Source organism: Phocaeicola barnesiae DSM 18169 = JCM 13652, assembly GCF_000374585.1.
GTDB classification, from domain to species: domain Bacteria; phylum Bacteroidota; class Bacteroidia; order Bacteroidales; family Bacteroidaceae; genus Phocaeicola; species Phocaeicola barnesiae.
Genome location: NZ_KB894659.1, coordinates 17,720 through 39,942 on the forward strand (window position 1 = coordinate 17,720; position 22,223 = coordinate 39,942).

The window sequence follows — 22,223 nt, forward strand, 5'->3', positions numbered from 1 at the left end:
CCAAAGATGGATTTACTGAAAAACCTGTTTAAAGGTGACAAGGTAGTATGGATCATCTACCTGTTGCTTTGTCTCATCTCAATCATTGAGGTGTTCAGTGCGTCGAGTACCTTGACATACAAGAGCGGCGACCATTGGGGACCTATCACTACCCATATGTTACTACTGATGACAGGTACCGTGGTGGTCATTATCGCACACAACATACCGACACGGTGGTTCAAGGCTTTCAACGCATTGCTCCCCCTCTCGTGGGCCATGTTGATAGCCGTATTCATCATCGGTGCGCTGACCAATGGAGCCAAACGATGGATTGATTTGGGATTCTTCAGGTTTCAGCCATCGGAAGTGGCTAAAATGGCCACCATTATTACGGTAGCATATATTCTTTCTCGACTGCAAGAAGAGAATGGAGCCAATAAACGGGCGTTCAAATATATCCTTTGGGTGACAGGAATTACCTGTGCCTTGATTTTCACAGAGAATCTGTCCACTGCCTTATTGCTGGCAACCACTGTTCTGCTGCTGATGTTCATAGGACGTGTACCGTTTAAACAATTAGGTTCACTGGTAGGAATCGCTGTAGGTTTCGTGCTGATTTGCGTAACAATCATCGAAAAAGTTCCGGCTCAGACTTGGGATGACATCGGGCTACACCGAATGACGACCTGGCAATCACGTCTGGAAAACCATTTCAGCGGAGAAGAAATTCCTGCTGCCAAATTCGATATTGACAAGGATGCCCAGATTGCTCATGCCAACATCGCCATAGCCAGTAGCCACGTATTGGGGAAAGGACCCGGAAACAGTGTACAACGTGACTTCCTTTCTCAAGCATTCTCCGATTTTATCTATGCGATTATCATCGAAGAACTGGGGTTGGTAGGAGGAGCCTGCGTTGCCCTTCTTTATATATTGCTGTTGACCCGTATCGCCAAGATTGTCCGGAAATGTGACAACACCTATTTCAGCCTGATGATTATCGGTTTCGGAACCCTGATTGTACTGCAGGCCATGTTTAACATGCTGGTGGCCGTAGGTATCATTCCCGTAACCGGTCAACCATTACCAATGATCAGTAAAGGAGGAACTTCGACCTTAATCAACAGCGCCTACATCGGACTGATTCTGGCAGTCAGCCGTTATGTAGACAACCAGGAAGAGGCACAGGCAGAAGAGGCAGAAAAACAGAACGAAGTAAAGGCTGCCGCAGTCAGTCTTTTACAGCAGGCTGCCGAAATAGGCAACAAACAAGTTCAAGAAATTACGGATGAAACAACTACCACACCGAAAACTGAAGGAAAAAGTGTATAAAAAAGTCTAAGAATAACTATTTTACGAGTTTATTCCTAACTTTGCAGAGAAATGGAAGAGTTTATGGAAGAAAAGATACGCATAATCATCAGCGGAGGCGGAACCGGAGGACACATTTTCCCGGCCGTTTCCATCGCAAACGCCCTGAAAGCGCAACATCCCGACATTGAAATCTTATTTGTTGGAGCTGAAGGACGTATGGAAATGCATCGTGTTCCAGCCGCTGGCTACCAGATAATAGGTTTACCCGTTGCCGGATTCGACCGCAAACATCTATGGAAGAATATCAGTGTACTGATTAAACTGGTACGGAGCCAACTGAAAGCACGACAAATCATCAAGGATTTCAAGCCCCATGCTGCAGTCGGTGTAGGCGGTTATGCCAGTGGACCAACCTTAAAAATGGCAGGAATGATGGGAATCCCGACATTGATTCAAGAACAGAATTCATACGCCGGTGTCACCAATAAGCTGCTAGCTAAAAAGGCCTGCAAGATTTGTGTAGCCTACGAAGGTATGGAACGCTTCTTTGAAAAAGACAAGATTATCCTGACCGGTAACCCCGTCCGTCAGGGATTATTGAATCATACACTGAGCAGGGAAGCTGCTATCCAATCATTCGGCCTCGACCCTCAGAAGAAAACAATACTGATTGTAGGTGGAAGCCTTGGAGCACGGACTATCAACAATTGTGTCATGCACGGACTGGAGAAAATCAAGATGTCTGGAGTGCAGTTTATCTGGCAGACCGGAAAATTCTATATTGAAGAAGCCAAGGCAACGGTAACCAAGGCCGGAGACTTACCTATGCTGCACACCACAGATTTTATCTCCGACATGGCTGCCGCATACAGCGCCGCAGATTTGGTTATCAGCCGTGCAGGTGCAGGCTCCATTTCAGAATTCTGCCTATTGCAGAAACCGGTAATTTTAGTACCTTCACCCAATGTAGCAGAAGACCATCAGACAAAAAATGCGTTAGCATTGGTCAACAAAGATGCTGCCCTTTACGTAAAGGATATGGAGGCCGAAGAGAAACTGCTTGATTTGGCTATCCAGACGGTACAGCAACCGGAAACACTAACAAAATTAAGTACAAACATTGCGAAGCTGGCTTTCAAAGATTCTGCCAATGTCATTGCCCAAGAAGTCTATAAGCTAGCCGTAAATTACCAGAAGAAAAATGAACGTTAATACCTTGAAAGCTGTCTACTTCATCGGTGCCGGAGGCATCGGAATGAGTGCGTTGGTCCGCTATTTTCTGTCCAAAGGAAAGAAGGTAGCAGGATACGACCGTACTCCCAGTGAACTGACCCAAAAACTGAATGAAGAAGGGGCGGCTATCCATTACGAAGAAAACACTGCACTCATTCCGGACGATTTCAAACAACCGGAAACGACACTCATCATATACACGCCGGCTATTCCAGCAAACCATCAGGAACTGACCTATTTCCGTGAAAACGGTTTTGAAATTCAGAAACGGGCACAGGTTCTAGGAATGTTGACACGCACAGAAAGAGGTATGTGTGTAGCAGGTACCCATGGAAAAACCACAACTTCCACCATGGCCGCCCATCTGTTGCACCAGTCACACGTGACATGTAATGCCTTTTTAGGAGGTATCTCCAAGAATTACGGAACGAACCTGCTTCTTTCTGACAAGAGTGACCTCGTAGTCATTGAAGCAGACGAATTCGACCGTTCTTTCCACTGGCTGACTCCCTATGCCACTGTAATTACCGCTACGGACTCTGACCATCTGGATATCTACGGTACCCACGAAGCTTACGTAGAAAGTTTCCGTAAATACACATCTTTGATTCGGCCAGACGGTTACCTGATTATCAAGAAAGGGATTGACCTCCAGCCGGACGTACAACCTGGAGTAACGGTATATACCTACTCCAACGATGAAGGGGATTTCCACGCAGAAAACATCCGTATAGCCAATGGTGAAATCACTTTCGATTTCATTTCACCTTTGGGCAATATTGCCGATATCCGTTTGGGAGTTCCTGTCTATGTGAATATCGAGAACGGAGTAGCAGCAATGGCTCTGGCCCAGATAGGTGGTGCTACTGCCGAAGAAATCCGTACCGCCATGGCTACTTTCCAAGGTGTAGACCGCCGGTTCGATTTCAAGATAAAGAATGACCGCATCGTACTGCTAAGTGATTATGCGCACCATCCGGCCGAAATCAGACAGAGCGTTACTTCTATCCGCACTTTGTATCCGGATAAAAAGATTACCGCGATTTTCCAGCCTCACTTGTATACACGTACCCGCGATTTCTACAAAGAATTTGCAGACAGCCTTTCGCTGTTGGACGAAGTGATTCTGCTGGATATCTATCCGGCCCGTGAGCAACCTATTCCGGGTATAACCAGTCAGTTGATTTATGACAACCTCCGCCCAGGTATCGAAAAATGCCTGTGCAAGAAAGAAGACCTGTTAGATTTGCTGAAAAACAAGCATCTGGAGGTTCTGATTACTTTGGGAGCTGGAGACATTGACAATTACATACCACAAATTTCTGAATTACTGAAGAATAAATGATAAAACGAATTTTCATACTCTGTTTATCGATATTGGTAATCGGCTATCTGGTCGTAGCGATTACCACCATGAACCGCAAGCCTGACAATGAGGTCTGCAAGGGTATGGAATTGACTGTAAAGGATAGTGTTGACTATGGTTATATTACGCCTAACGGGATTAAAAACATCCTGAAGAACAGTAAACTATATCCTGAAGGCAAACGTTTGGGAGACATCAACGTACGTGCTTTGGAAAAAGCGCTTGACAACCATCCTTTCATTTCGGAAGCAGAATGCTATCTTACTTCCGGAGGGAAGGTACACGTAGAAGTCTACCAACGAATTCCTTTGCTACGAATCATGAGCAGTAACGGTGACGACTACTACATAGATCATAAAGGGAAAATTATGCCGGTACAAGGTACATCTGTCCATGTAGCTGTAGCAACCGGCTTTATCGATAGAAAGTTCGCACGCAAAGAGCTGTACGAACTGGCTTTGTACTTACAGACCGACCCTTTCTGGAAGTCCCAGATTGAACAAATCAACGTCACTTCTAAAAAGGAGCTGGAACTTGTTCCCCGGGTAGGAGACCATCTTATCTTCCTAGGGAAAGGCGAGAACTATCAGGAAAAGTTCAGGAGACTGAAGATTTTCTACAACGAAGCCTTGAACCGGGTAGGATGGAACAAGTACGAGCGAATCAGCATAGAATTTAATAACCAGATTATCTGTACCAAAAAAGAGAAGTAAGATATGGCAGCAACAGATTTTATTGTAGCAATTGAACTGGGATCTACAGAGATAACAGGCATTGCAGGAAAGAAGAATGCGGACGGAAGCATCCAGATTCTCGCATATGCCAGCGAGCGTTCGTCCGATTGCATCAAGAAAGGGGCAATCTACAATCTGGATAAGACGACTCAAAGCCTTACCTCTGTCATTAGACGGTTAGAGGAAAAGCTGCAAGCTTCTATCAAAAAAGTGTACGTAGGTATAGGGGGACAATCCGTAAGAAGCCTGTACAATACCGAGACCAAACAACTGGGCGAAGATACCAAGATATCTCAAGCCTTGATTGACTCTATGATGCAAGACAACCGTGAATTTCCACTCATTGACCAGGAGATTCTGGCGGTTGAACCTCAAGAATATAAAGTAGGAAACAATCTTCTGACAGAACCGGTAGGTATTCCTGCCGACAGAATCGAAGGACATTTCCTGAATATTATAGCACGCCATTCACTGAAAGGTAACATCAAGCAGTGTTTCAAGCAAGCCGGATATGAAATAGCCGACTACTTCATATCTCCGCTAATGACCGCCAACACTGTACTGACCAACAGTGAAAAACGATCAGGATGTGCTCTTGTAGATTTCGGTGCAGATACGACAACTGTTTCCGTTTATAAGAGCAATATCCTCCGTCATCTGGCAGTCATTCCGTTGGGTGGCAGCAACATTACCAAAGATATCACCAGCCAACAGATTGAAGAGGAAGACGCCGAACAACTGAAGCTCCGTTTTGCAAGTGCCTTTACCGAGCCTTCAGAAGACGAGACAGAAACCTCCAAGGAATACAACCTGGACGGCAAATGTTCCATTCCTGCTCATCTGCTGGAAGAAATTGTAGAAGCCCGTACCAATGAAATCCTGACCAACGTATGGAACCAGATTATGACTTCACAATACGGTGACAAACTGCTGGCTGGAGTCATACTGACAGGTGGAGCCTCAAACATGCGGAATATCGACCAGGCTTTTACGCGTATCACAAAGATTGATAAGGTACGTATTGCCAAGGCAGGTGATATTACACTGGTGGGCGACATCAAACTTCCGAAAGACGGAAGTCAGAATACGCTGATAGGTATCCTTGCCGCAGGAAAAGACAACTGCTGCAGAATAGACCCAAGAGGCTATCAGACCAATTTCATCGATGAAATCCAAGCCAAAGAGCAGGAGGCCAGACAGAAAGAGGAGGAACGCAAGCGTAAGGAAGAACAGGAAAGACTGGAACGGGAGCGTCAGGCCCGGGAAGAAGCTGCACGCCGCGAAGCCGAAGAAGCCGCACGTAGAAAAGAAGAGAAATGTACCGAACTGATTGCCAAAGCAAAGATGCAGGCCGAGAATAAAAAATACAACGAGGCCATCACGGCTTTGGAAGAAGCCTCAGCCTTGAACATCGAATCGAAGAAAGAAGAGATTTCACGGTTGAAAGACGAGTTCAACAAGCAGAAGGAAGAAAACAAGTGGTTCAACAAATGGAAAAAGAAGTTCAGCCAGATTTCTGAAGATATGTTTGAAGACCCGAAGAATTAAGGAAATACGATTATTCACCACATAATACGATTACATTATGTCTGAAGAAACAACAATGCCTTTCGATTTTCCGAAAGACGCTCCCCACATCATCAAAGTGATCGGTGTAGGAGGTGGCGGTGGCAATGCCGTCAACCACATGTACAGAGAAGGTATCCACGATGTAACGTTCGTGGTCTGCAATACAGATAATCAGGCGCTCGATGAATCGCCTGTTCCTATCAAGCTCCAGCTGGGTAGCGAAGGTCTGGGAGCCGGAAACCGCCCGGAACGTGCCAAGGCAGCTGCCGAAGAAAGCATGGAGGATATCAAACTCATGTTGAACGACGGCTGTAAAATGGCCTTCATCACTGCCGGTATGGGTGGTGGAACAGGTACTGGTGCCGCTCCAATCATCGCCAAGACTGCCAAGGAAATGGGCATTCTGACCGTCGGCATCGTAACCATTCCGTTCCTGTTCGAAGGTAACCGAAAAATCGACCAGGCACTGGACGGTGTAGAGGAAATGAGCAACCATGTAGATGCCCTGCTGGTCATCAACAACGAACGCCTGCGCGATGTCTATTCAGACTTCAGCGTCATGAAAGCATTCGGAAAAGCTGACGATACCCTTTCAACTGCCGCCAAGAGCATTGCCGAAATCATCACATTACGCGGTACCATCAACCTGGACTTCAACGATGTGAAAACGGTATTGAAAGACGGTGGAGTAGCCATCATGAGTACCGGTTTCGGTGAAGGCGAAGGACGTGTCACTCAAGCCATCAACGATGCGCTCCATTCACCGCTGCTGAACAACAACGATATCTTCAACTCGAAGAAAGTATTGTTCGTCATCACCTACAGTCCGAACAGCGAACTGATGATGGGCGAAATGGATGAAATCCATGAGTTCATGAGTAAGTTCGGCAAGGACGTAGAAACCAAATGGGGTCTTTATATCGACGAATCGCTGGAAACGAAAGTGAAGTTCACCATTCTGGCAACCGGATTCGGTATCAAAGACGTACCGGGTATGGACAGCGTACTGAACAAACGCACGCTGGAAGAACAGAAGCGATTGGAGGAGATGGAAGAAGAAGAACAGCGTAAAGATGAACGACGCAGCGACTTCTACGGCCCGAACATCCTGAAGAACAGCAACCGGAAACGCCGTCATAATGTCTACATCTTCACTCAGGAAGACCTTGACAACGATGACATCATCAGTATGGTAGAAACGACACCGACCTATAAACGTACAAAAGCCGAACTGGAAGCTATCCAGTCCAAGGCCAATGCGGAAGAAAAGATTGTGCAGAAACCTACCACTACCGATGCAGGTTCTATGACAATTACATTTTGACAACCATTAAAATAAAATGACTATGGATTTATTCGAACAAATCAGCAACGATATCAAAGAGGCGATGAAAGCCAAAGACAAAGTGAGACTGGAAACACTGCGTAACATCAAGAAAGTATTCCTGGAAGCCAAGACCGCTCCCGGAGCCAACGATACACTGACCGATGACATGGCTGTAAAAATCATGCAGAAACTGGTGAAACAAGGTAAGGATTCAGCAGCCGTTTACGAAGGACAAGGCCGTGCCGACCTGGCAGAAGGAGAAATGGCACAGGTACGCATCATCGAGACTTACCTGCCGAAACAGCTTTCTGCAGAAGAGCTGGAAGCCAAGCTGAAAGAAATCATTGCCCGTGTAGGAGCTACAAGCGGCAAAGACATGGGTAAGGTAATGGGTGTAGCCAGTAAAGAACTGGCCGGTCTGGCAGAAGGCCGTGCCATCTCAGCCAAAGTAAAAGAACTGTTGGGATAAACCGTTTGCCAGCAAGCAGCCGGTTCCACTCACCGTAATAGCAGGCGCTGTAAAATCCCGGATAGGAATTCCGGATTTTACAGCGCTTTTTTCATATTCCAAAACGAACGTACGTACTCATGCAAACAAACGTTCGTTTACATCAAAATGCCCTCATGTTTCCCTTAAAACGTGAGGACATTTTTCACTACCGGTTTTTCAAAAAAGTTCCTGTAAGACCGAAAGAGATTTCAATTCCTGAAAGTCAGGGAGGTGAAGCCGATAGTACTCGTTGATGATATCAAGACAACGGTTTCGTTCCATCCGGTTCATGGCAAAGAGATGCATCGTTTCATAATTCATCCGCATCAGTTGGCAGATGTGGGCAGATTCCTGGGGGCGGACAAACATCCCGTGCAGCGGAGGTGTAGCGGTAAAACAGGCATTCAACAAATCGAAACAATCTCCCTCCACGTAATTGTCCGTATTCGGATAGAGCCCCAAAAACCGTGACAACCGCATCAGAAACACCAGATGGAAATTGGCGAACTTTCCCTCGCACACATCCAGCCACTGGATAGAATGGACCAGATAGGCAAAAAGCGGCGCATTCTCTCCTTCTTCCCGCAAAGCCCGGTAGAGGAATTCTGCCAGAAACAAGGCAATAGCCGATTTGTACGGGTCGTACGGAAGCGTATGGAAAATGTACGAAGCCTTAGCCTCACGAATGGGATGAATCCCCGACTTGGGACGGATATCCGCTTCGAATTCTACCAGCGACAGCGGCTGAAACAAAACAGCACGTACGGTCGACTTTCGCGAGCGTTGAACGGGTACCAGAAAGGACAGCTTCCCGCTCTGTTCCGTAAAGATGTGGACGATATTCGATTTATCATTGTATTTTACCGTATGCAATACGACTCCCGACAATTTCTGTAACATGGCTATTCCGCATTAAGTTATTCACGACAACTTGTGCTGACAAAGATAAGCTTTTAAAAAAAGATTAGGTCGGAAAAGAAAAAAAAGTTGGTTTTCTTTTGGTAGTATCAAAAATCTTCCTACCTTTGCAACCGCAAACGAGAGATACGCTCCTCGCTAAGCAGCCAAGAAGTTCTTTCTGGCCAAAAAGGATGGCCCGTTCGTCTATCGGTTAGGACGCAAGATTTTCATTCTTGAAAGGGGGGTTCGATTCCCCCACGGGCTACATAATAAACAAAAATCACGAACATATTAAAGATTAGTCGAGATGGCAAATCACAAATCATCTATCAAGAGAATCAGACAAGAAGAAAAGAGAAGACTTCACAACAGATATTATGCTAAAACTATGCGTAACGCAGTGAAGAAACTTCGCGCAACAACTGACAAGGCAGAAGCAGTAGCTTTGTATCCTAGCGTACAGAAAATTTTGGATAAGTTGGCTAAGAACAACATCATCCACAAGAACAAAGCTGCAAACTTGAAGTCAAAACTGGCTGCACACATCAGCAAATTGGCTTAAGTAATTGCTTGAACTTCTAAAGATATTAAGGCTGGATTTTTCCAGCCTTTTGTCGTTTATATACCTCCCGATTTTCAACATTTTTAGCCACCGAAAGTTCGTCTCATTCATTGTTTTTTAGTATCTTTGAACAATCAAAAAATCGAAAATAACAACATGAGTGAAGAACTGACACCAAACAGCGGAAACAGCTATTCGGCCAGTAGTATCCAGGTTCTGGAAGGGCTGGAAGCTGTTCGTAAACGTCCCGCCATGTACATCGGCGATATCAGTGAAAAGGGTCTGCACCACCTGGTTTATGAGGTTGTAGACAACTCAATAGATGAGGCCCTCGCCGGTTTCTGTACCCACATAGAAGTAACCATCAACGAAGACAATTCAATTACCGTACAGGATAACGGGCGCGGTATTCCTGTAGACTTTCATGAGAAAGAGAAGAAGTCGGCACTGGAAGTCGTCATGACAGTCCTGCATGCCGGAGGAAAATTCGACAAAGGTTCCTATAAGGTTTCCGGCGGTCTGCACGGTGTAGGTGTTTCCTGCGTGAACGCCCTGTCAACCCACATGACAACAAACGTCTTCCGCAACGGAAAAGTCTACCAGCAGGAATATGCCTGCGGTAAGCCCCTCTACCCGGTCAAAGAAATCGGTACCTGTGACATCACCGGTACAAAACAGACATTCTGGCCGGACGGAAGCATCTTTACGGTAACCGAATATAAATACAGCATCCTGCAGGCACGTATGCGCGAGTTGGCTTACCTGAACAAGGGTATCACCATTACTCTGACCGACAAGCGCGTCAAGGAAGAAGACGGCAACTACAAACAGGAAACTTTCCACTCGGAAGAAGGTGTGAAAGAGTTTGTACGTTTCCTGAATTCCAGCAACACACCGCTCATCGAGGATGTCATCTATCTGAACACCGAAAAGCAAGGAATCCCTATCGAATGTGCCATCATGTACAACACCGGATTCCGTGAAAACCTGCATTCATACGTCAACAACATCAATACCATCGAAGGCGGTACACACGAAACCGGTTTCCGTATGGCATTGACCCGTGTGCTGAAGAAATATGCCGAAGACAGCAAGGCCCTCGAAAAAGCGAAAGTGGAAATTTCCGGAGAGGATTTCCGCGAAGGTCTGATTGCGGTCATCTCGGTAAAAGTGTCTGAACCTCAGTTCGAAGGACAGACCAAGACCAAACTGGGTAACAACGAAGTCAGCGGTGCTGTAAACCAGGCTGTGGGCGAAGCACTGACCAACTACCTGGAAGAACATCCGAAAGAAGCCAAAACAATCGTAGATAAAGTGATTCTGGCCGCTACAGCCCGTGTGGCTGCACGTAAGGCCCGCGAGTCCGTACAACGCAAGAGCCCGATGGGCGGAGGCGGTCTGCCGGGTAAGCTGGCCGACTGTTCCAGCCGTGTACCGGAAGAATGCGAACTGTTCCTCGTCGAGGGTGATTCGGCCGGCGGTTCTGCCAAGCAGGGACGTAGCCGTCAGTTCCAGGCCATCCTTCCACTGCGCGGTAAAATCCTGAACGTAGAGAAAGCCATGTGGCACAAGGCCTTCGAAAGCGATGAAGTGAACAACATCATCCAGGCACTGGGCGTACGTTTCGGAGTAGACGGTGAAGAAGACAGCAAGAAGGCGAACATCGAGAAACTGCGTTACCACAAGGTCATCATCATGACCGATGCCGATGTCGATGGTTCACACATCGACACCCTTATCATGACTCTCTTCTACCGCTACATGCCGGAAGTCATCCAGGGAGGACACCTCTACATCGCCAATCCGCCTCTGTACAAATGTACCAAAGGTAAGATCAGCGAATACTGCTATACCGACGAAGAGCGCCAGAACTTCATGCAACGGTATGGCGACGGTACGGAAAACGGTATTCATACACAGCGCTACAAAGGTTTGGGTGAAATGAATCCGGAACAGCTGTGGGAAACAACCATGAATCCGGAAACCCGTATCCTGAAACAGGTAAACATCGAAAACGCAGCAGAAGCCGACTATATCTTCTCTATGCTGATGGGTGATGATGTAGCGCCACGCCGCGAATTCATCGAAAGACATGCCACTTATGCAAACATCGATGCATAAGGACGCATTTTCAGTACTTAATCTTTTATTAACTTTTCCCTCACATCTTACAAAATGAGGAGAACTCCGGAGCCAATCGGGTTTCCGGAGTTTTTTTATTCCCTTTCTTCGTTTATATTTTCATTCCTGAAAATCGGCCCAGGAAGCCCTGTAGAGGCTTTTTTTAGATAAACAACTTATATTTTCGTCACAGGAAAAAGTTAGTTCCACTTTATTTAGTACATTTGGGAAAAGAACAAATCCAAACTAATACCTCGAAAAATATGAAACTGACATTTCGTATCCAATATCGTACGGTATGGGGAGAAGACATCCGGGTCATCCTGAACGATGACACCGAACATCCTATCGCTCTCTCTACCCGCGACGGTAACAACTGGATAGGCACAACCAACTATGAAGCACCTGTCGCATGTGTACAGGTCACTTATCGGTATGGAGTTTTCTGCAACGGAGTTTGTGTACGTAAGGAGTTCGGAGCCATTCCGCATTCTTTCGATATAGGGAATGCCCAGCAGACCCATTACATCATGGACGATTGTTGGCGTGACCTGCCAGCCGCTTCGTACAAATATAGTTCGGCTTTCAATGAGCCGCATCCGTGCGTCAAGCCCAACCAGCTGAACAACCATGTGGGCAACTGCATCACCTTCCGCGCTCTCTGCCCGGAACTCTACAACAAGAAACAGGAACTGGGTATCATAGGCAGCTGCAACGCTTTAGGCAACTGGGAATACTGCCGCCCGTTACGGATGTACGAGGTACAGCCTAACGTATGGCACATCACTCTGGATGCCTCCTCGCTTACCTTCCCCTTCGAATACAAATTTGCCGCCATCAATGCAAAGACCGGTGCCGTAGAAGAATGGGAAAGCGGTCCGAACCGTACTTTCCACATCCAGCCTCTGCTACGGGGAGAAACCTATCTGCCGATGGAAAGTGAAGTATTCTTCAACTTACCGGCCACCAAGATAGCAGGAACAGCCATTCCGGTATTCTCACTCCGCTCGGAAGGAAGCTTCGGTGTAGGTGACTTCGGAGATTTGCTGACCTTCATCGAATGGGCTGCCCAGACTCACCAGAAAGCTGTACAGATTCTGCCTATCAACGATACGACCATGACAGGTACATGGACAGACTCTTATCCATACAGCAGTATCTCTATCTACGCCTTCCACCCGATGTTTACCGACCTGCGCCAACTTCCGGCTCTGAAGGATAAAGAAGCTGCCGCACGTTTCGAGAAAGAAAGAATCCGTCTGAATGCCCTGCCACAGGTCGACTACGAAGAAGTGAACCTGCATAAGCGTAACTACCTGAAAGCCATATTCAAGCAGGAAAAAGAAGCCATACTAAGCTCAAAAGATTTCCAGCAGTTCTTTGCCGACAACAAAAACTGGCTGTTGCCTTATGCGGCATTCTGCTTCCTGCGTGAAAAATACGGTACCCCCGAGTTCACTACCTGGCCGGAATATGCAGACTATCAGAAAGAAGAAATCGAAGCACTCTGCGATCCGGAAAGTGAAAGCTATGAGGACATAGCCTACCATTACTTCGTACAGTACAGCCTGCATGTACAACTGCTGAAAGCCTGCGACTACGGCCGTAGCAAGGGTGTCATCGTCAAAGGAGATATCCCTATCGGTATCAGCCGCACCAGCGTAGAAGCATGGACAGAACCTTATTACTTCAACATGAACGGTCAGGCAGGTGCTCCACCCGATGCCTTCTCTACCAAGGGACAGAACTGGGGATTGCCTACGTACAACTGGGAAGTCATGGAAAAAGACAATTACCAGTGGTGGCGCCTGCGCTTCTCGAAGATGGCCGAATACTTCACAGCCTACCGTATCGACCATATCTTAGGCTTCTTCCGTATCTGGGAAATCCCGACCCACTCGGTACACGGTCTGTTGGGACAATTCTCTCCGGCCTTACCGATGAGTCCGGAAGAAATCCGCAGCTTCGGTCTGGATTTCAACAAGGAGTTCATGACCCAGCCGTTCATCAACGAATACATGCTGCAGACCATGTTCGGCGACAAGGTCAATTACGTCAAGGAAAACTTCGTGGTACACCGTCACCATGACATCTATGCCATGCGTCCGGAATTCGATACCCAACGGAAAGTAGAAGCTTTCTTTGCCGGCAAGACCGATGTAGACAGCCTCAACCTGAAAGAAGGACTGTATGCGCTCATCAGCAACGTACTGTTCGTTCCAGACCGCAAGAATCCGGATATGTATCATCCACGCATTGCCGTACAGAACGACTATATCTTCAACCGCTTAACCTGGAATGAGAAAGAAGCCTTCAACCGCCTCTACAACCACTATTATTACCAGCGCCACAACGAATTCTGGTACAGTGAAGCCATGAAGAAGCTTCCTATCCTCACCCAGTCTACCCCGATGCTGGTATGCGGCGAAGATTTGGGAATGGTTCCCGACTGTGTGCCTTGGGTAATGGACCAGCTGCAGATTCTGTCACTGGAAATCCAGCGCATGCCGAAAGACCCGAAATGCGAATTCGGCCATGTATACGCTTACCCGCTCCGCTCGGTATGTACCATCGGTACACACGATATGTCTACCCTTCGCGGCTGGTGGGAAGAAGACGCTACCGTAACCGAGCATTTCTACCACTCGGAACTGGGACATTGGGGCGACGTTCCCAAGCAGGCTCCGGGATGGCTCTGCAAGGAAGTCATCGAACACCACCTCAAGTCTCCTTCCATGCTGTGTATACTGACCTGGCAGGACTGGACTGCCATGGACGAAGAGTTGCGTAACCCGAATGTGGACAGCGAACGTATCAACATACCGGCCAATCCACGCCACTACTGGCGCTGGCGCATGCACATCACGTTGGAAAGACTGATGAAACAGACCGAGTTCAACGAAGAAATCATTCGGATGATTGATGAGAGCGGACGTTACTGATAATATCAACCCGCCTACAGACTGAACCACTGAAAGAGGCCCAGCCTCCTTCCCCATAAATCCCCTTCTTTCTGATACCTTCACCGGGATAAAGGAAGAAGGGGATTTCTATTTTCTCCAAACAAATAAGGCCACCCGGACAACATCTGTCAGAGCAGCCTTACTTGAGTTATGCCTCTATGAAAGTTAAGCAACAGCCTTATGTTCTTTAATGATTCCTACACAACAGGCTCCTACTATCAACAAGACACCCGCCAATACCAGCATGTTCACTTCCGGCGGTACACTGCCTTCATGCGTAAAGCTCTTCAGAATCCATCCTCCTGTAATAGCCGCAACAATCTGAGGCACACAGATGGTTCCGTTGAACAAACCTAAGTATGTTCCCATGTGACCTCCAGTCAAAGCGTTGGTCAAGATAGTAAACGGCATGGCCAACATGGCAGCCCACGCACAGCCTATCAGCAGGAAAGGAATGAACATCATGTACTGGTCGTGAGTGAAAGAGATAGAGATGAAACCGATACCGCCCAATACAAGGCTCAGCGCATAGGCAAACTTACGGTTCGGGATAGAAGGCATCACTGCCGCCCAGATAACAGAACCAATAGCCTGTACAGCGAACAAGATACCTACCCAGTCGCCTGCAGTCTGATATTGCGAAGACTGCGTATCCAATACCCAATGAGTGACACCATCTTTCACGACTTCTACAGCAGGGGTACCGAATACATTGGCAGCTACCGTACCGTTTGTATATGTCCACATGAACATGAAGGCCGCCCAACAGAAGAATTGTACCAGTCCTACAGTCCAGAATGCTTTCGGAGCCTTGACCAGCAACTGGAATACATTCACTTTTTCCTGTTTCTCTTCCTTCGAGATTCCATGATATTCAGCATACAGTTCGGGAGGATATTCCTTTACCTTCGCGGTAGTATAGATAACGCAGAGAATCAATATGGCCGCACCGATATAGAAGGAAAAAATAACCGAATCAGGAATTACCCCTTTCGGTGCCACATTGCTGATACCTACAGCAGCAAAGATAAACGGGAACAGGTATCCGGCCAGACTACCGGCATTGCACAAAAAGCTCTGGATAGAATAGGCCAATCCTTTCTGCTTTTCGTTCACCATATCGCCCACCATCATCTTGAACGGTTGCATGGCTATATTGATGGAAGTATCGAGGAGCATCAGGGCAAAAAGTCCGAAAACCATCGCCGCCGATACAGACATACCGAAACTGCCGGCATTCGGAAGCAGGCACATCACCAGTACGGCTATCAAGGCACCCACAAACAAATAAGGAATCCGTCGGCCGAAACGGCACCAGGTCTTGTCACTCAACGCACCGATAATCGGTTGAACGATAATACCCGCCAACGGAGGTAAAATCCAGAAATAACTCAAGCTATGAGGGTCGGCCCCCAATGTCGCGAAAATACGGCTAATATTAGCACTCTGTAAGGCATAGGCTATCTGCACGCCAAAAAATCCGAAGCTGATGTTCCACAACTTCCAGAAACTTAAATCAGGTATTCTTTTCATGGTAATATATAAATGTATATTTGCCTATGTGATGTATGCCTTACAGATTCATCACCTCCTGTTCAAAACGGTCCTTGTCACCAACAGCCTTATTGCGGATCTTGCTCCGATAATTGTAAACAGTAGCTAACGAGTAACCTAAGAAATGTGCTATCCGGGTAGCATCGGTTACCCCTAAACGAATCAGTGCAAATATACGAAGTTCTGTGTTTAGTAGTTCACCTGATTTGGGATAAATTTTGCCGTCATCGACTAATAATTTGTTAAAATCTTCAATGAAGTTAGGGAACAGGTCCAGGAATGACTTGTCGAACTCGGTATAGAACGCTTTCCGTTCGTCACGAAGGAACTGTTCTGAACGGATGGTCTTGAAAAGTTCGTCTATCTTGGAAGCCATCGCCAGTTTCTCGAGCGACCGTCTATATTGTTCCAACTTCTCCAGATAACTCACACAGCGGTCCAGATAACGGGCAATGTATACTTCCTTAATCTTACCGGTCTGTGCCAGTTCCTGATTGGCAGTGACCAGATTCCGGTTAGCCATATACAGGTTTTTCCGCATCAGCGAAAGCTTCTTCATCCAATAATAGAAGTAAAAAGACAAGACAATCAGGATGATCACGAACAGGCTCAGGATAGCAAGCATCCAACGTGTGACAGCCTTTTCCTGCTGGTCTTTTTCCTTATAAGCCTTATCAATGATGGGGTAAATAGCGGCAACCTCCATAAAACGCAGGCGGGCATTACAGTCCACCGCATCTTCCATGGCACAGTTCAGATACAGATAAGCACGGCTAAGTTCCCCACGGTCGTACACCAGGTTCGCCAGACGCTGCAAAGCCGCATATTCGCGGTTGGCCAGTTTCATGTCGCAGATAGCCGACTGAGCCAGATAATAGGCCTGTCTATCCACCTGTTTCTTCATCTCGTACGCCTCAGACAAAGTATAATACAGATAGGCTTTCCGCTGCAAATCGTTCTGTTTCTCCAACAGGGTATTCAACAATGAAATAGCTTCATCCATGTTCCGGTTCTGCAATTCCTTTTCTGCAAGAATGAGTTTCCGGTCAAAGTTCTCCGTGTCCAAAGTCAAGATGGAATCCCGATAAGCTTCCGTCATGTCAATATACTTCTGACGGGCAGACCTATCGGCCGTGTAATCAGCAAGCCAACCGTAATACACCCGGTAACTACGGTAATAATACTCCAAAGCGTCGTTTTCCAGTTCACTGACTTTCACCTTCTTAAGTTCCTCAGAAGCCTCATTATACATTCCCATCAGGCCAAAGACTTCTGCCCGATTAAGATAAATCTGATTATAGAGTTCCGGACGGTTAAGTTGCTGGAGAAGAGAAGCCTTCCGGTTGACATAATACAACGCTGAATCTGCCTGGAAATGCAGATAGATACTCGACAACTCACCATATATATTATACTGCTCCCACGAGTCCGTAGAATGCTGCAGTTTTTTCTTGAGCGACTCAATCTGACTGGCCCGTTGCTGATGATACATCTTTTTCTGTCCAATAGCTTCATCCAATTCCTTCAATACTTCATCCAACGAAGTATCTTGGGCATATATCCCAAACGAACTCAAGATGGAAAGCAATAAAAGAAGTAATATACGTTGCTTTTTCATAGGATTTTTGTCATCGTTAGGTTCCTGCAAACGTACAAAATAACATCTTAAAAAAAAAATAAACCCTTGTTTATCTTTCAAATTATTTATATTATTCGTATCTTAGTCTCCAAGAGAAGTTCTGATTATCAATCAGTTCTCATCTTAAAACCTTTATATTTTTATTTCAAGAGGTGCATTAGGAAAAGAAACCTTATACATTTGCAAAAACCAAAAAATCAATTATCATGAAACGAACACTTCTTATTGTCATGGCACTGTTAAGCTTTCTAGGATTCAAGACTGCCGTACATGCTGCCACCATCCACAAGGTAGCACCTACTTATTGGTGGGCGGGAATGAAAAATCCCGAGTTACAGATTCTATTGTACGGTGACAACATCGGATCATCTGATGTAACTTTATCTAGTAAGGATGTAATGCTGAAGGAAGTTGTCAGACAGGAGAACCCCAATTACCTGCTCCTGTATGTCGACCTGTCGGAAGCCGCTCCACAAGCATTCAACATCCAGTTAAAACAAGGAAAAGATTTGACAACAATCCCGTATGAACTGAGACAACGTACGAGAAAAGGAAGCGACATCCAAGGATTCACATCCAGCGATGTATTATACCTGATTATGCCGGACCGTTTCGCCAACGGTAACCCGGATAACGACGTGGTTCCAGGTATGCTGGAAAACAAAGCCGACCGTAATGAACAATACGGACGTCACGGAGGCGACTTGAAAGGTATCACCGACCATCTGGACTACATCGCCGATTTGGGAGTGACTGCCATCTGGCTGAATCCGACTCAGGAAAATGACATGAAAAACGGCTCTTACCACGGCTACGCCATCACCGATTATTATCAGGCCGACCGCCGTTTCGGAGGAAATGAAGACTTCAAGAATCTGGTAGAACAAGCACATAATAAGAACCTGAAAGTGGTTATGGACATGATCTTCAACCACTGCGGTAGCGAAAACTATTTATTCAAAGACAAACCATCCAAAGATTGGTTCAATTTCAAATCAAGCTACGTACAAACTTCATATAAAACGGCTAGCGTCATGGATATACACGCCAGCCAATACGAAAAGAAAATCGCTACCGACGGCTGGTTCACCCTCGAAATGCCTGACTTCAACCAACGCAACAGACACGTTGCCCGCTACCTGATTCAAAGCAGTATCTGGTGGATTGAATCAACAGGTATCAACGGTATTCGCCAGGATACACATCCGTATGCCGACTACGACTTCATGTCTACCTGGTGTAAAGAAGTTCTGGATGAATATCCGCACTTCAACATTGTAGGCGAGACATGGTTGAACAGCAACGTATTGGTATCTTATTGGCAGAAAGACAGTAAACTGGCCTATCCGAAAAACTCTAACCTTCCGACTGTCATGGACTTTCCGCTTCAGGCATTGATGAATACGGCCTTTGATGAAGAAACTAATGACTGGGCAAACGGACTGTACCGCCTGTATGACTATCAGACTCAAGACCTGGTATATGCCAACCCGATGAACTTGTTAATATTCCTTGATAATCATGACACTTCCCGCTTCTACCAGAAAGAAGAACAGCTGAAGAATCTTACCCGTTACAAACAAGCGCTGGCCTTCCTGCTGACTACCCGTGGTATTCCTCAGATTTATTACGGAACTGAAATTCTGATGTTCGGTGATAAAGGAGATGGAGACGGCACATTGCGTAAAGACTTCCCGGGCGGATGGCCAGGCGATAAAGTAAATGCTTTCACAGCTGCCGGACGTACCGAGTTACAGAACGAAGCCTTCGAATATACCAAGAAACTGCTCAACTGGCGTAAGAATAACGATGTCATCGGTAAAGGAAGTCTGAAACACTACTCCATCGCCAATGGTACTTACGTATACGAACGCAGCTACCAAGGAAAATCTGTTGTAGTGATCATGAACGGAACCGACAAGGCTCAAGAGTTGAATCTGACCCCGTACCGTGAAATCCTGCCCAAAGCAAGCAGTACTGACTTCTTAAGTGGAAAACAGATAAGCTTGGGCGAAAAATTATCCTTAAGCCCACGGGAAACGCTTATACTTACATTCTAGGATTTTTATATTCTCATCAAAGAGTAAAACACATAGTTAATTATTAGACAAGAGATTATCAATAGGTATCCTTTCTATATTTTTATATTTTTGTTCTAATACGGTCAAACTGATTTCTATAGTTTTAAATTTGTGGAACAAATGAGAAATCAGTTAACCTTAATACCAGAAAAACGTATGAATATTAAAAAACATCTCACCTTTGCAGCTTTGTTCTGCATGGCTTTGGTCGCACAGGCACAAAAGCTGACATCACCCGACGGTAACCTGGTGATGAACTTCAGCCTGAATCAGGCAGGTGCTCCCACATACGACCTCTTCTTTAAAGGAAAAGCCGTCATCAAACCGAGTACGCTAGGTCTGGAACTGAAAAAAGAGAATGCCGACAAACAAACCGATTTCGAAGCGACTCCACGTACAGACAGAGACCAATTGAATGAAAAGACCAACCTGATGAGTGGCTTCACCATCCAAGATACAAAAACCAGTACTTTCGATGAGACATGGCATCCGGTATGGGGAGAGGAAAGTTCCATCAGAAATCATTACAACGAGCTTGAGGTTACATTAAACCAGCCATCGAACGACCGCTGCATGGTCATCCGATTCCGCCTGTTTGACGACGGTCTGGGTTTCCGTTATGAATTTCCACAACAGAAGAACCTGAACTATTTCGTCATTAAGGAAGAACACAGCCAGTTCGCCATGAGCGGTGACCATACGGCCTATTGGATTCCGGGCGACTACGATACCCAAGAATACGACTATACCACTTCACGCCTGTCAGAAATCAGAGAACTGATGAAAAAGGCAGTTACTCCGAACTCTTCACAGACAGTCTTCTCTCCTACCGGTGTACAGACTGCTTTGATGATGAAGACCGATGACGGACTTTACATCAACCTGCATGAAGCGGCCCTGGTGAACTATTCTTGTATGCACCTGAATCTGGACGACAAGAATTTAGTCTTCGAATCCTGGCTGACACCCGATGCCAAAGGAGACAAAGGCTACATGCAGACTCCTTGTCACTCTCCATGGCGTACAGTCATTGTAAGTGACGACGCCCGCAACATCCTGGCTTCACGCATTACATTGAACCTGAACGACCCGTGCAAGTACACCGATACATCATGGATTAAACCGGTGAAATACGTCGGCGTATGGTGGGACATGATTACCGGAAAAGGTTCATGGGCTTACACAGACGAACTGGCCAGCGTAAGACTGGGAGAAACAGACTATACCAAGACCAAACCGAACGGCAAACATTCAGCCAATACAGCCAATGTAAAACGCTATATCGATTTTGCCGCTGCCAATGGATTTGACGCCGTACTGGTAGAAGGCTGGAACGAAGGCTGGGAAGACTGGTTCGGTAAGAGCAAGGATTATGTATTCGATTTCGTAACTCCTTATCCAGACTTCGATGTTAAGGAAATACATCGCTATGCTGCAAGTAAGGGCGTCAAGATGATGATGCACCACGAAACTTCAGCGTCTGTCCGCAACTACGAACGTCACATGGACAAAGCATACCAGTTCATGGTAGACAACGGATACAACTCTGTAAAGAGCGGTTACGTAGGTGATATCATTCCACGCGGTGAACACCATTACGGACAATGGATGGTAAACCACTACTTGCATGCAGTGACCAAAGCCGCCGACTACAAACTGATGGTCAACGCACACGAAGCCGTCCGTCCGACAGGTCTGTGCCGTACATACCCGAACCTGATAGGCAACGAATCTGCACGTGGTACAGAATATGAATCATTCGGTGGTAATAATGTAAACCATACCACAATCCTGCCGTTCACACGATTGATTGGTGGCCCGATGGATTATACCCCGGGTATCTTCGAAACCGATTGCAGCAAGATGAACCCAAGCAATCATTCACGTGTCCGTACAACAATAGCACGCCAATTAGCGTTATATGTTACTATGTACAGTCCTTTACAGATGGCAGCCGACATTCCTGAAAACTATGAACGTTTCATGGACGCTTTCCAATTCATCAAAGATGTAGCCATCGACTGGGATGAAAGCAAATATCTGGAAGCAGAACCGGGTGAATACATTACAATTGCCCGCCGTGCCAAAGGAACCAATGACTGGTACGTAGGATGCACAGCCGGTTACAACGGACACGTATCTGATTTGTCACTGGATTTTCTGACTCCGGGGAAGAAATATGAAGCAACCATCTACGCAGACGCTAAAGATGCAAGCTGGGACAAGAATCCTCAGGCATATACGATTACAAAGAAAAAAGTAACGAACAAGGGCAAACTGAAACTGACTGCAGCCGTAGGTGGAGGTTATGCCATATCAATCAAAGAAATCAACAAATAATTTAGGTTCAATAGGGATAATCAAATCGTTAGGTAACAAAGGTTGTGT

15 protein-coding genes and 1 tRNA gene are annotated in these 22,223 nt (G+C 46.3%); 13 read left to right on the forward strand and 3 right to left on the reverse strand.

Translation table 11 applies throughout. The features are described 5' to 3' along the window. The first annotated feature begins 6 nt into the window (after positions 1 to 6). From C510_RS0113965 to C510_RS0113995, 7 genes are all read left to right on the forward strand, one after another. A complete protein-coding gene (locus C510_RS0113965) occupies positions 7 to 1,314 on the forward strand; it encodes an FtsW/RodA/SpoVE family cell cycle protein (protein WP_018711897.1) in 1,308 nt (435 codons plus the stop codon). A 63-nt stretch (positions 1,315 to 1,377) separates the two neighbouring features. After that, entirely contained in the window at positions 1,378 to 2,508 is a 1,131-nt protein-coding gene (murG, locus tag C510_RS0113970; protein WP_018711898.1) for an undecaprenyldiphospho-muramoylpentapeptide beta-N-acetylglucosaminyltransferase, read from the forward strand. Continuing rightward, the gene (gene murC, locus C510_RS0113975; protein ID WP_018711899.1) at positions 2,498 to 3,874 is read left to right on the forward strand and encodes a UDP-N-acetylmuramate--L-alanine ligase; all 1,377 of its coding nucleotides are present in this window, start codon (positions 2,498 to 2,500) and stop codon (positions 3,872 to 3,874) included. Before murG ends, murC begins: the two co-directional genes overlap by 11 nt. Beyond that, positions 3,871 to 4,608 (forward strand): cell division protein FtsQ/DivIB, encoded by a 738-nt coding sequence (locus C510_RS0113980; protein WP_018711900.1) that lies wholly within the window; start codon positions 3,871 to 3,873, stop codon positions 4,606 to 4,608. The genes murC and C510_RS0113980 overlap by 4 nt, the downstream gene beginning before the upstream one ends. 3 nt (positions 4,609 to 4,611) lie before the next feature. Beyond that, on the forward strand, positions 4,612 to 6,177 hold the full coding sequence (gene ftsA, locus C510_RS0113985; protein WP_018711901.1) for a cell division protein FtsA: 1,566 nt from the start codon (positions 4,612 to 4,614) through the stop codon (positions 6,175 to 6,177). A gap of 37 nt (positions 6,178 to 6,214) precedes the next feature. Beyond that, complete coding sequence (gene ftsZ, locus C510_RS0113990; RefSeq protein ID WP_022339912.1) at positions 6,215 to 7,522, forward strand: cell division protein FtsZ; 1,308 nt, start codon at positions 6,215 to 6,217, stop codon at positions 7,520 to 7,522. A gap of 22 nt (positions 7,523 to 7,544) precedes the next feature. Then, on the forward strand, positions 7,545 to 7,994 hold the full coding sequence (locus tag C510_RS0113995; RefSeq protein ID WP_018711903.1) for a GatB/YqeY domain-containing protein: 450 nt from the start codon (positions 7,545 to 7,547) through the stop codon (positions 7,992 to 7,994). A 198-nt stretch (positions 7,995 to 8,192) separates the two neighbouring features. Here the strand turns inward: C510_RS0113995 and recO are convergent, their stop codons facing one another. Beyond that, positions 8,193 to 8,915, reverse strand: a complete 723-nt coding sequence (recO, locus tag C510_RS0114000) for a DNA repair protein RecO (protein ID WP_018711904.1) — start codon at positions 8,913 to 8,915, stop codon at positions 8,193 to 8,195. A 193-nt stretch (positions 8,916 to 9,108) separates the two neighbouring features. On the opposite strand from recO, the gene C510_RS0114005 reads away from it, so the two are divergent. The 4 genes from C510_RS0114005 (at position 9,109) to C510_RS0114020 (ending at position 14,540) form a co-directional block, all read left to right on the forward strand. Continuing rightward, a tRNA-Glu gene (locus tag C510_RS0114005) sits at positions 9,109 to 9,180 on the forward strand. A gap of 42 nt (positions 9,181 to 9,222) precedes the next feature. Beyond that, positions 9,223 to 9,477, forward strand: a complete 255-nt coding sequence (gene rpsT / locus C510_RS0114010) for a 30S ribosomal protein S20 (RefSeq protein WP_022339121.1) — start codon at positions 9,223 to 9,225, stop codon at positions 9,475 to 9,477. Between the two features lie 156 nt (positions 9,478 to 9,633). Then, positions 9,634 to 11,598: a DNA topoisomerase (ATP-hydrolyzing) subunit B gene (gyrB, locus tag C510_RS0114015; RefSeq protein ID WP_018711906.1), complete on the forward strand. Its 1,965-nt coding sequence runs from the start codon at positions 9,634 to 9,636 to the stop codon at positions 11,596 to 11,598. Positions 11,599 to 11,861: 263 nt separating this feature from the next. Further along, entirely contained in the window at positions 11,862 to 14,540 is a 2,679-nt protein-coding gene (locus C510_RS0114020) for a 4-alpha-glucanotransferase (RefSeq protein WP_025892256.1), read from the forward strand. 186 nt (positions 14,541 to 14,726) lie between these two features. On the opposite strand, the gene C510_RS0114025 is transcribed toward C510_RS0114020, so the two are convergent. Beyond that, positions 14,727 to 16,094 carry an MFS transporter gene (locus tag C510_RS0114025; RefSeq protein WP_026320238.1) on the reverse strand — a complete coding sequence of 456 codons (1,368 nt, stop codon included), beginning with the start codon at positions 16,092 to 16,094 and terminating at the stop codon, positions 14,727 to 14,729. 40 nt (positions 16,095 to 16,134) lie between these two features. Next, a complete protein-coding gene (locus C510_RS0114030; RefSeq protein WP_025892255.1) occupies positions 16,135 to 17,733 on the reverse strand; it encodes a DUF6377 domain-containing protein in 1,599 nt (532 codons plus the stop codon). A 227-nt stretch (positions 17,734 to 17,960) separates the two neighbouring features. On the opposite strand from C510_RS0114030, the gene C510_RS0114035 reads away from it, so the two are divergent. Both C510_RS0114035 and C510_RS0114040 read left to right on the forward strand, forming a co-directional pair. Continuing rightward, positions 17,961 to 19,814, forward strand: a complete 1,854-nt coding sequence (locus C510_RS0114035; protein ID WP_022339125.1) for a glycoside hydrolase family 13 protein — start codon at positions 17,961 to 17,963, stop codon at positions 19,812 to 19,814. Between the two features lie 177 nt (positions 19,815 to 19,991). Then, positions 19,992 to 22,175 carry a glycoside hydrolase family 97 protein gene (locus tag C510_RS0114040; RefSeq protein WP_018711911.1) on the forward strand — a complete coding sequence of 728 codons (2,184 nt, stop codon included), beginning with the start codon at positions 19,992 to 19,994 and terminating at the stop codon, positions 22,173 to 22,175. The last annotated feature ends 48 nt before the right edge of the window (positions 22,176 to 22,223 follow it).

Bases quoted from the DNA above. Each gene is read 5' to 3' on its own strand.
- murC (WP_018711899.1), top strand. From the start codon at position 2,498: ATGAACGTTAATACCTTGAAAGCTGTCTACTTCATCGGTGCCGGAGGC.
- C510_RS0113980 (WP_018711900.1), top strand. From the start codon at position 3,871: ATGATAAAACGAATTTTCATACTCTGTTTATCGATATTGGTAATCGGC.
- gyrB (WP_018711906.1), top strand. From the start codon at position 9,634: ATGAGTGAAGAACTGACACCAAACAGCGGAAACAGCTATTCGGCCAGT.
- murG (WP_018711898.1), top strand. From the start codon at position 1,378: ATGGAAGAAAAGATACGCATAATCATCAGCGGAGGCGGAACCGGAGGA.
- ftsZ (WP_022339912.1), top strand. From the start codon at position 6,215: ATGTCTGAAGAAACAACAATGCCTTTCGATTTTCCGAAAGACGCTCCC.
- C510_RS0114020 (WP_025892256.1), top strand. From the start codon at position 11,862: ATGAAACTGACATTTCGTATCCAATATCGTACGGTATGGGGAGAAGAC.
- C510_RS0114035 (WP_022339125.1), top strand. From the start codon at position 17,961: ATGAAACGAACACTTCTTATTGTCATGGCACTGTTAAGCTTTCTAGGA.
- C510_RS0114025 (WP_026320238.1), bottom strand. From the start codon at position 16,094: ATGAAAAGAATACCTGATTTAAGTTTCTGGAAGTTGTGGAACATCAGC.
- C510_RS0113965 (WP_018711897.1), top strand. From the start codon at position 7: ATGGATTTACTGAAAAACCTGTTTAAAGGTGACAAGGTAGTATGGATC.
- C510_RS0114030 (WP_025892255.1), bottom strand. From the start codon at position 17,733: ATGAAAAAGCAACGTATATTACTTCTTTTATTGCTTTCCATCTTGAGT.
- C510_RS0113995 (WP_018711903.1), top strand. From the start codon at position 7,545: ATGGATTTATTCGAACAAATCAGCAACGATATCAAAGAGGCGATGAAA.
- ftsA (WP_018711901.1), top strand. From the start codon at position 4,612: ATGGCAGCAACAGATTTTATTGTAGCAATTGAACTGGGATCTACAGAG.
- rpsT (WP_022339121.1), top strand. From the start codon at position 9,223: ATGGCAAATCACAAATCATCTATCAAGAGAATCAGACAAGAAGAAAAG.
- C510_RS0114040 (WP_018711911.1), top strand. From the start codon at position 19,992: ATGAATATTAAAAAACATCTCACCTTTGCAGCTTTGTTCTGCATGGCT.
- recO (WP_018711904.1), bottom strand. From the start codon at position 8,915: ATGTTACAGAAATTGTCGGGAGTCGTATTGCATACGGTAAAATACAAT.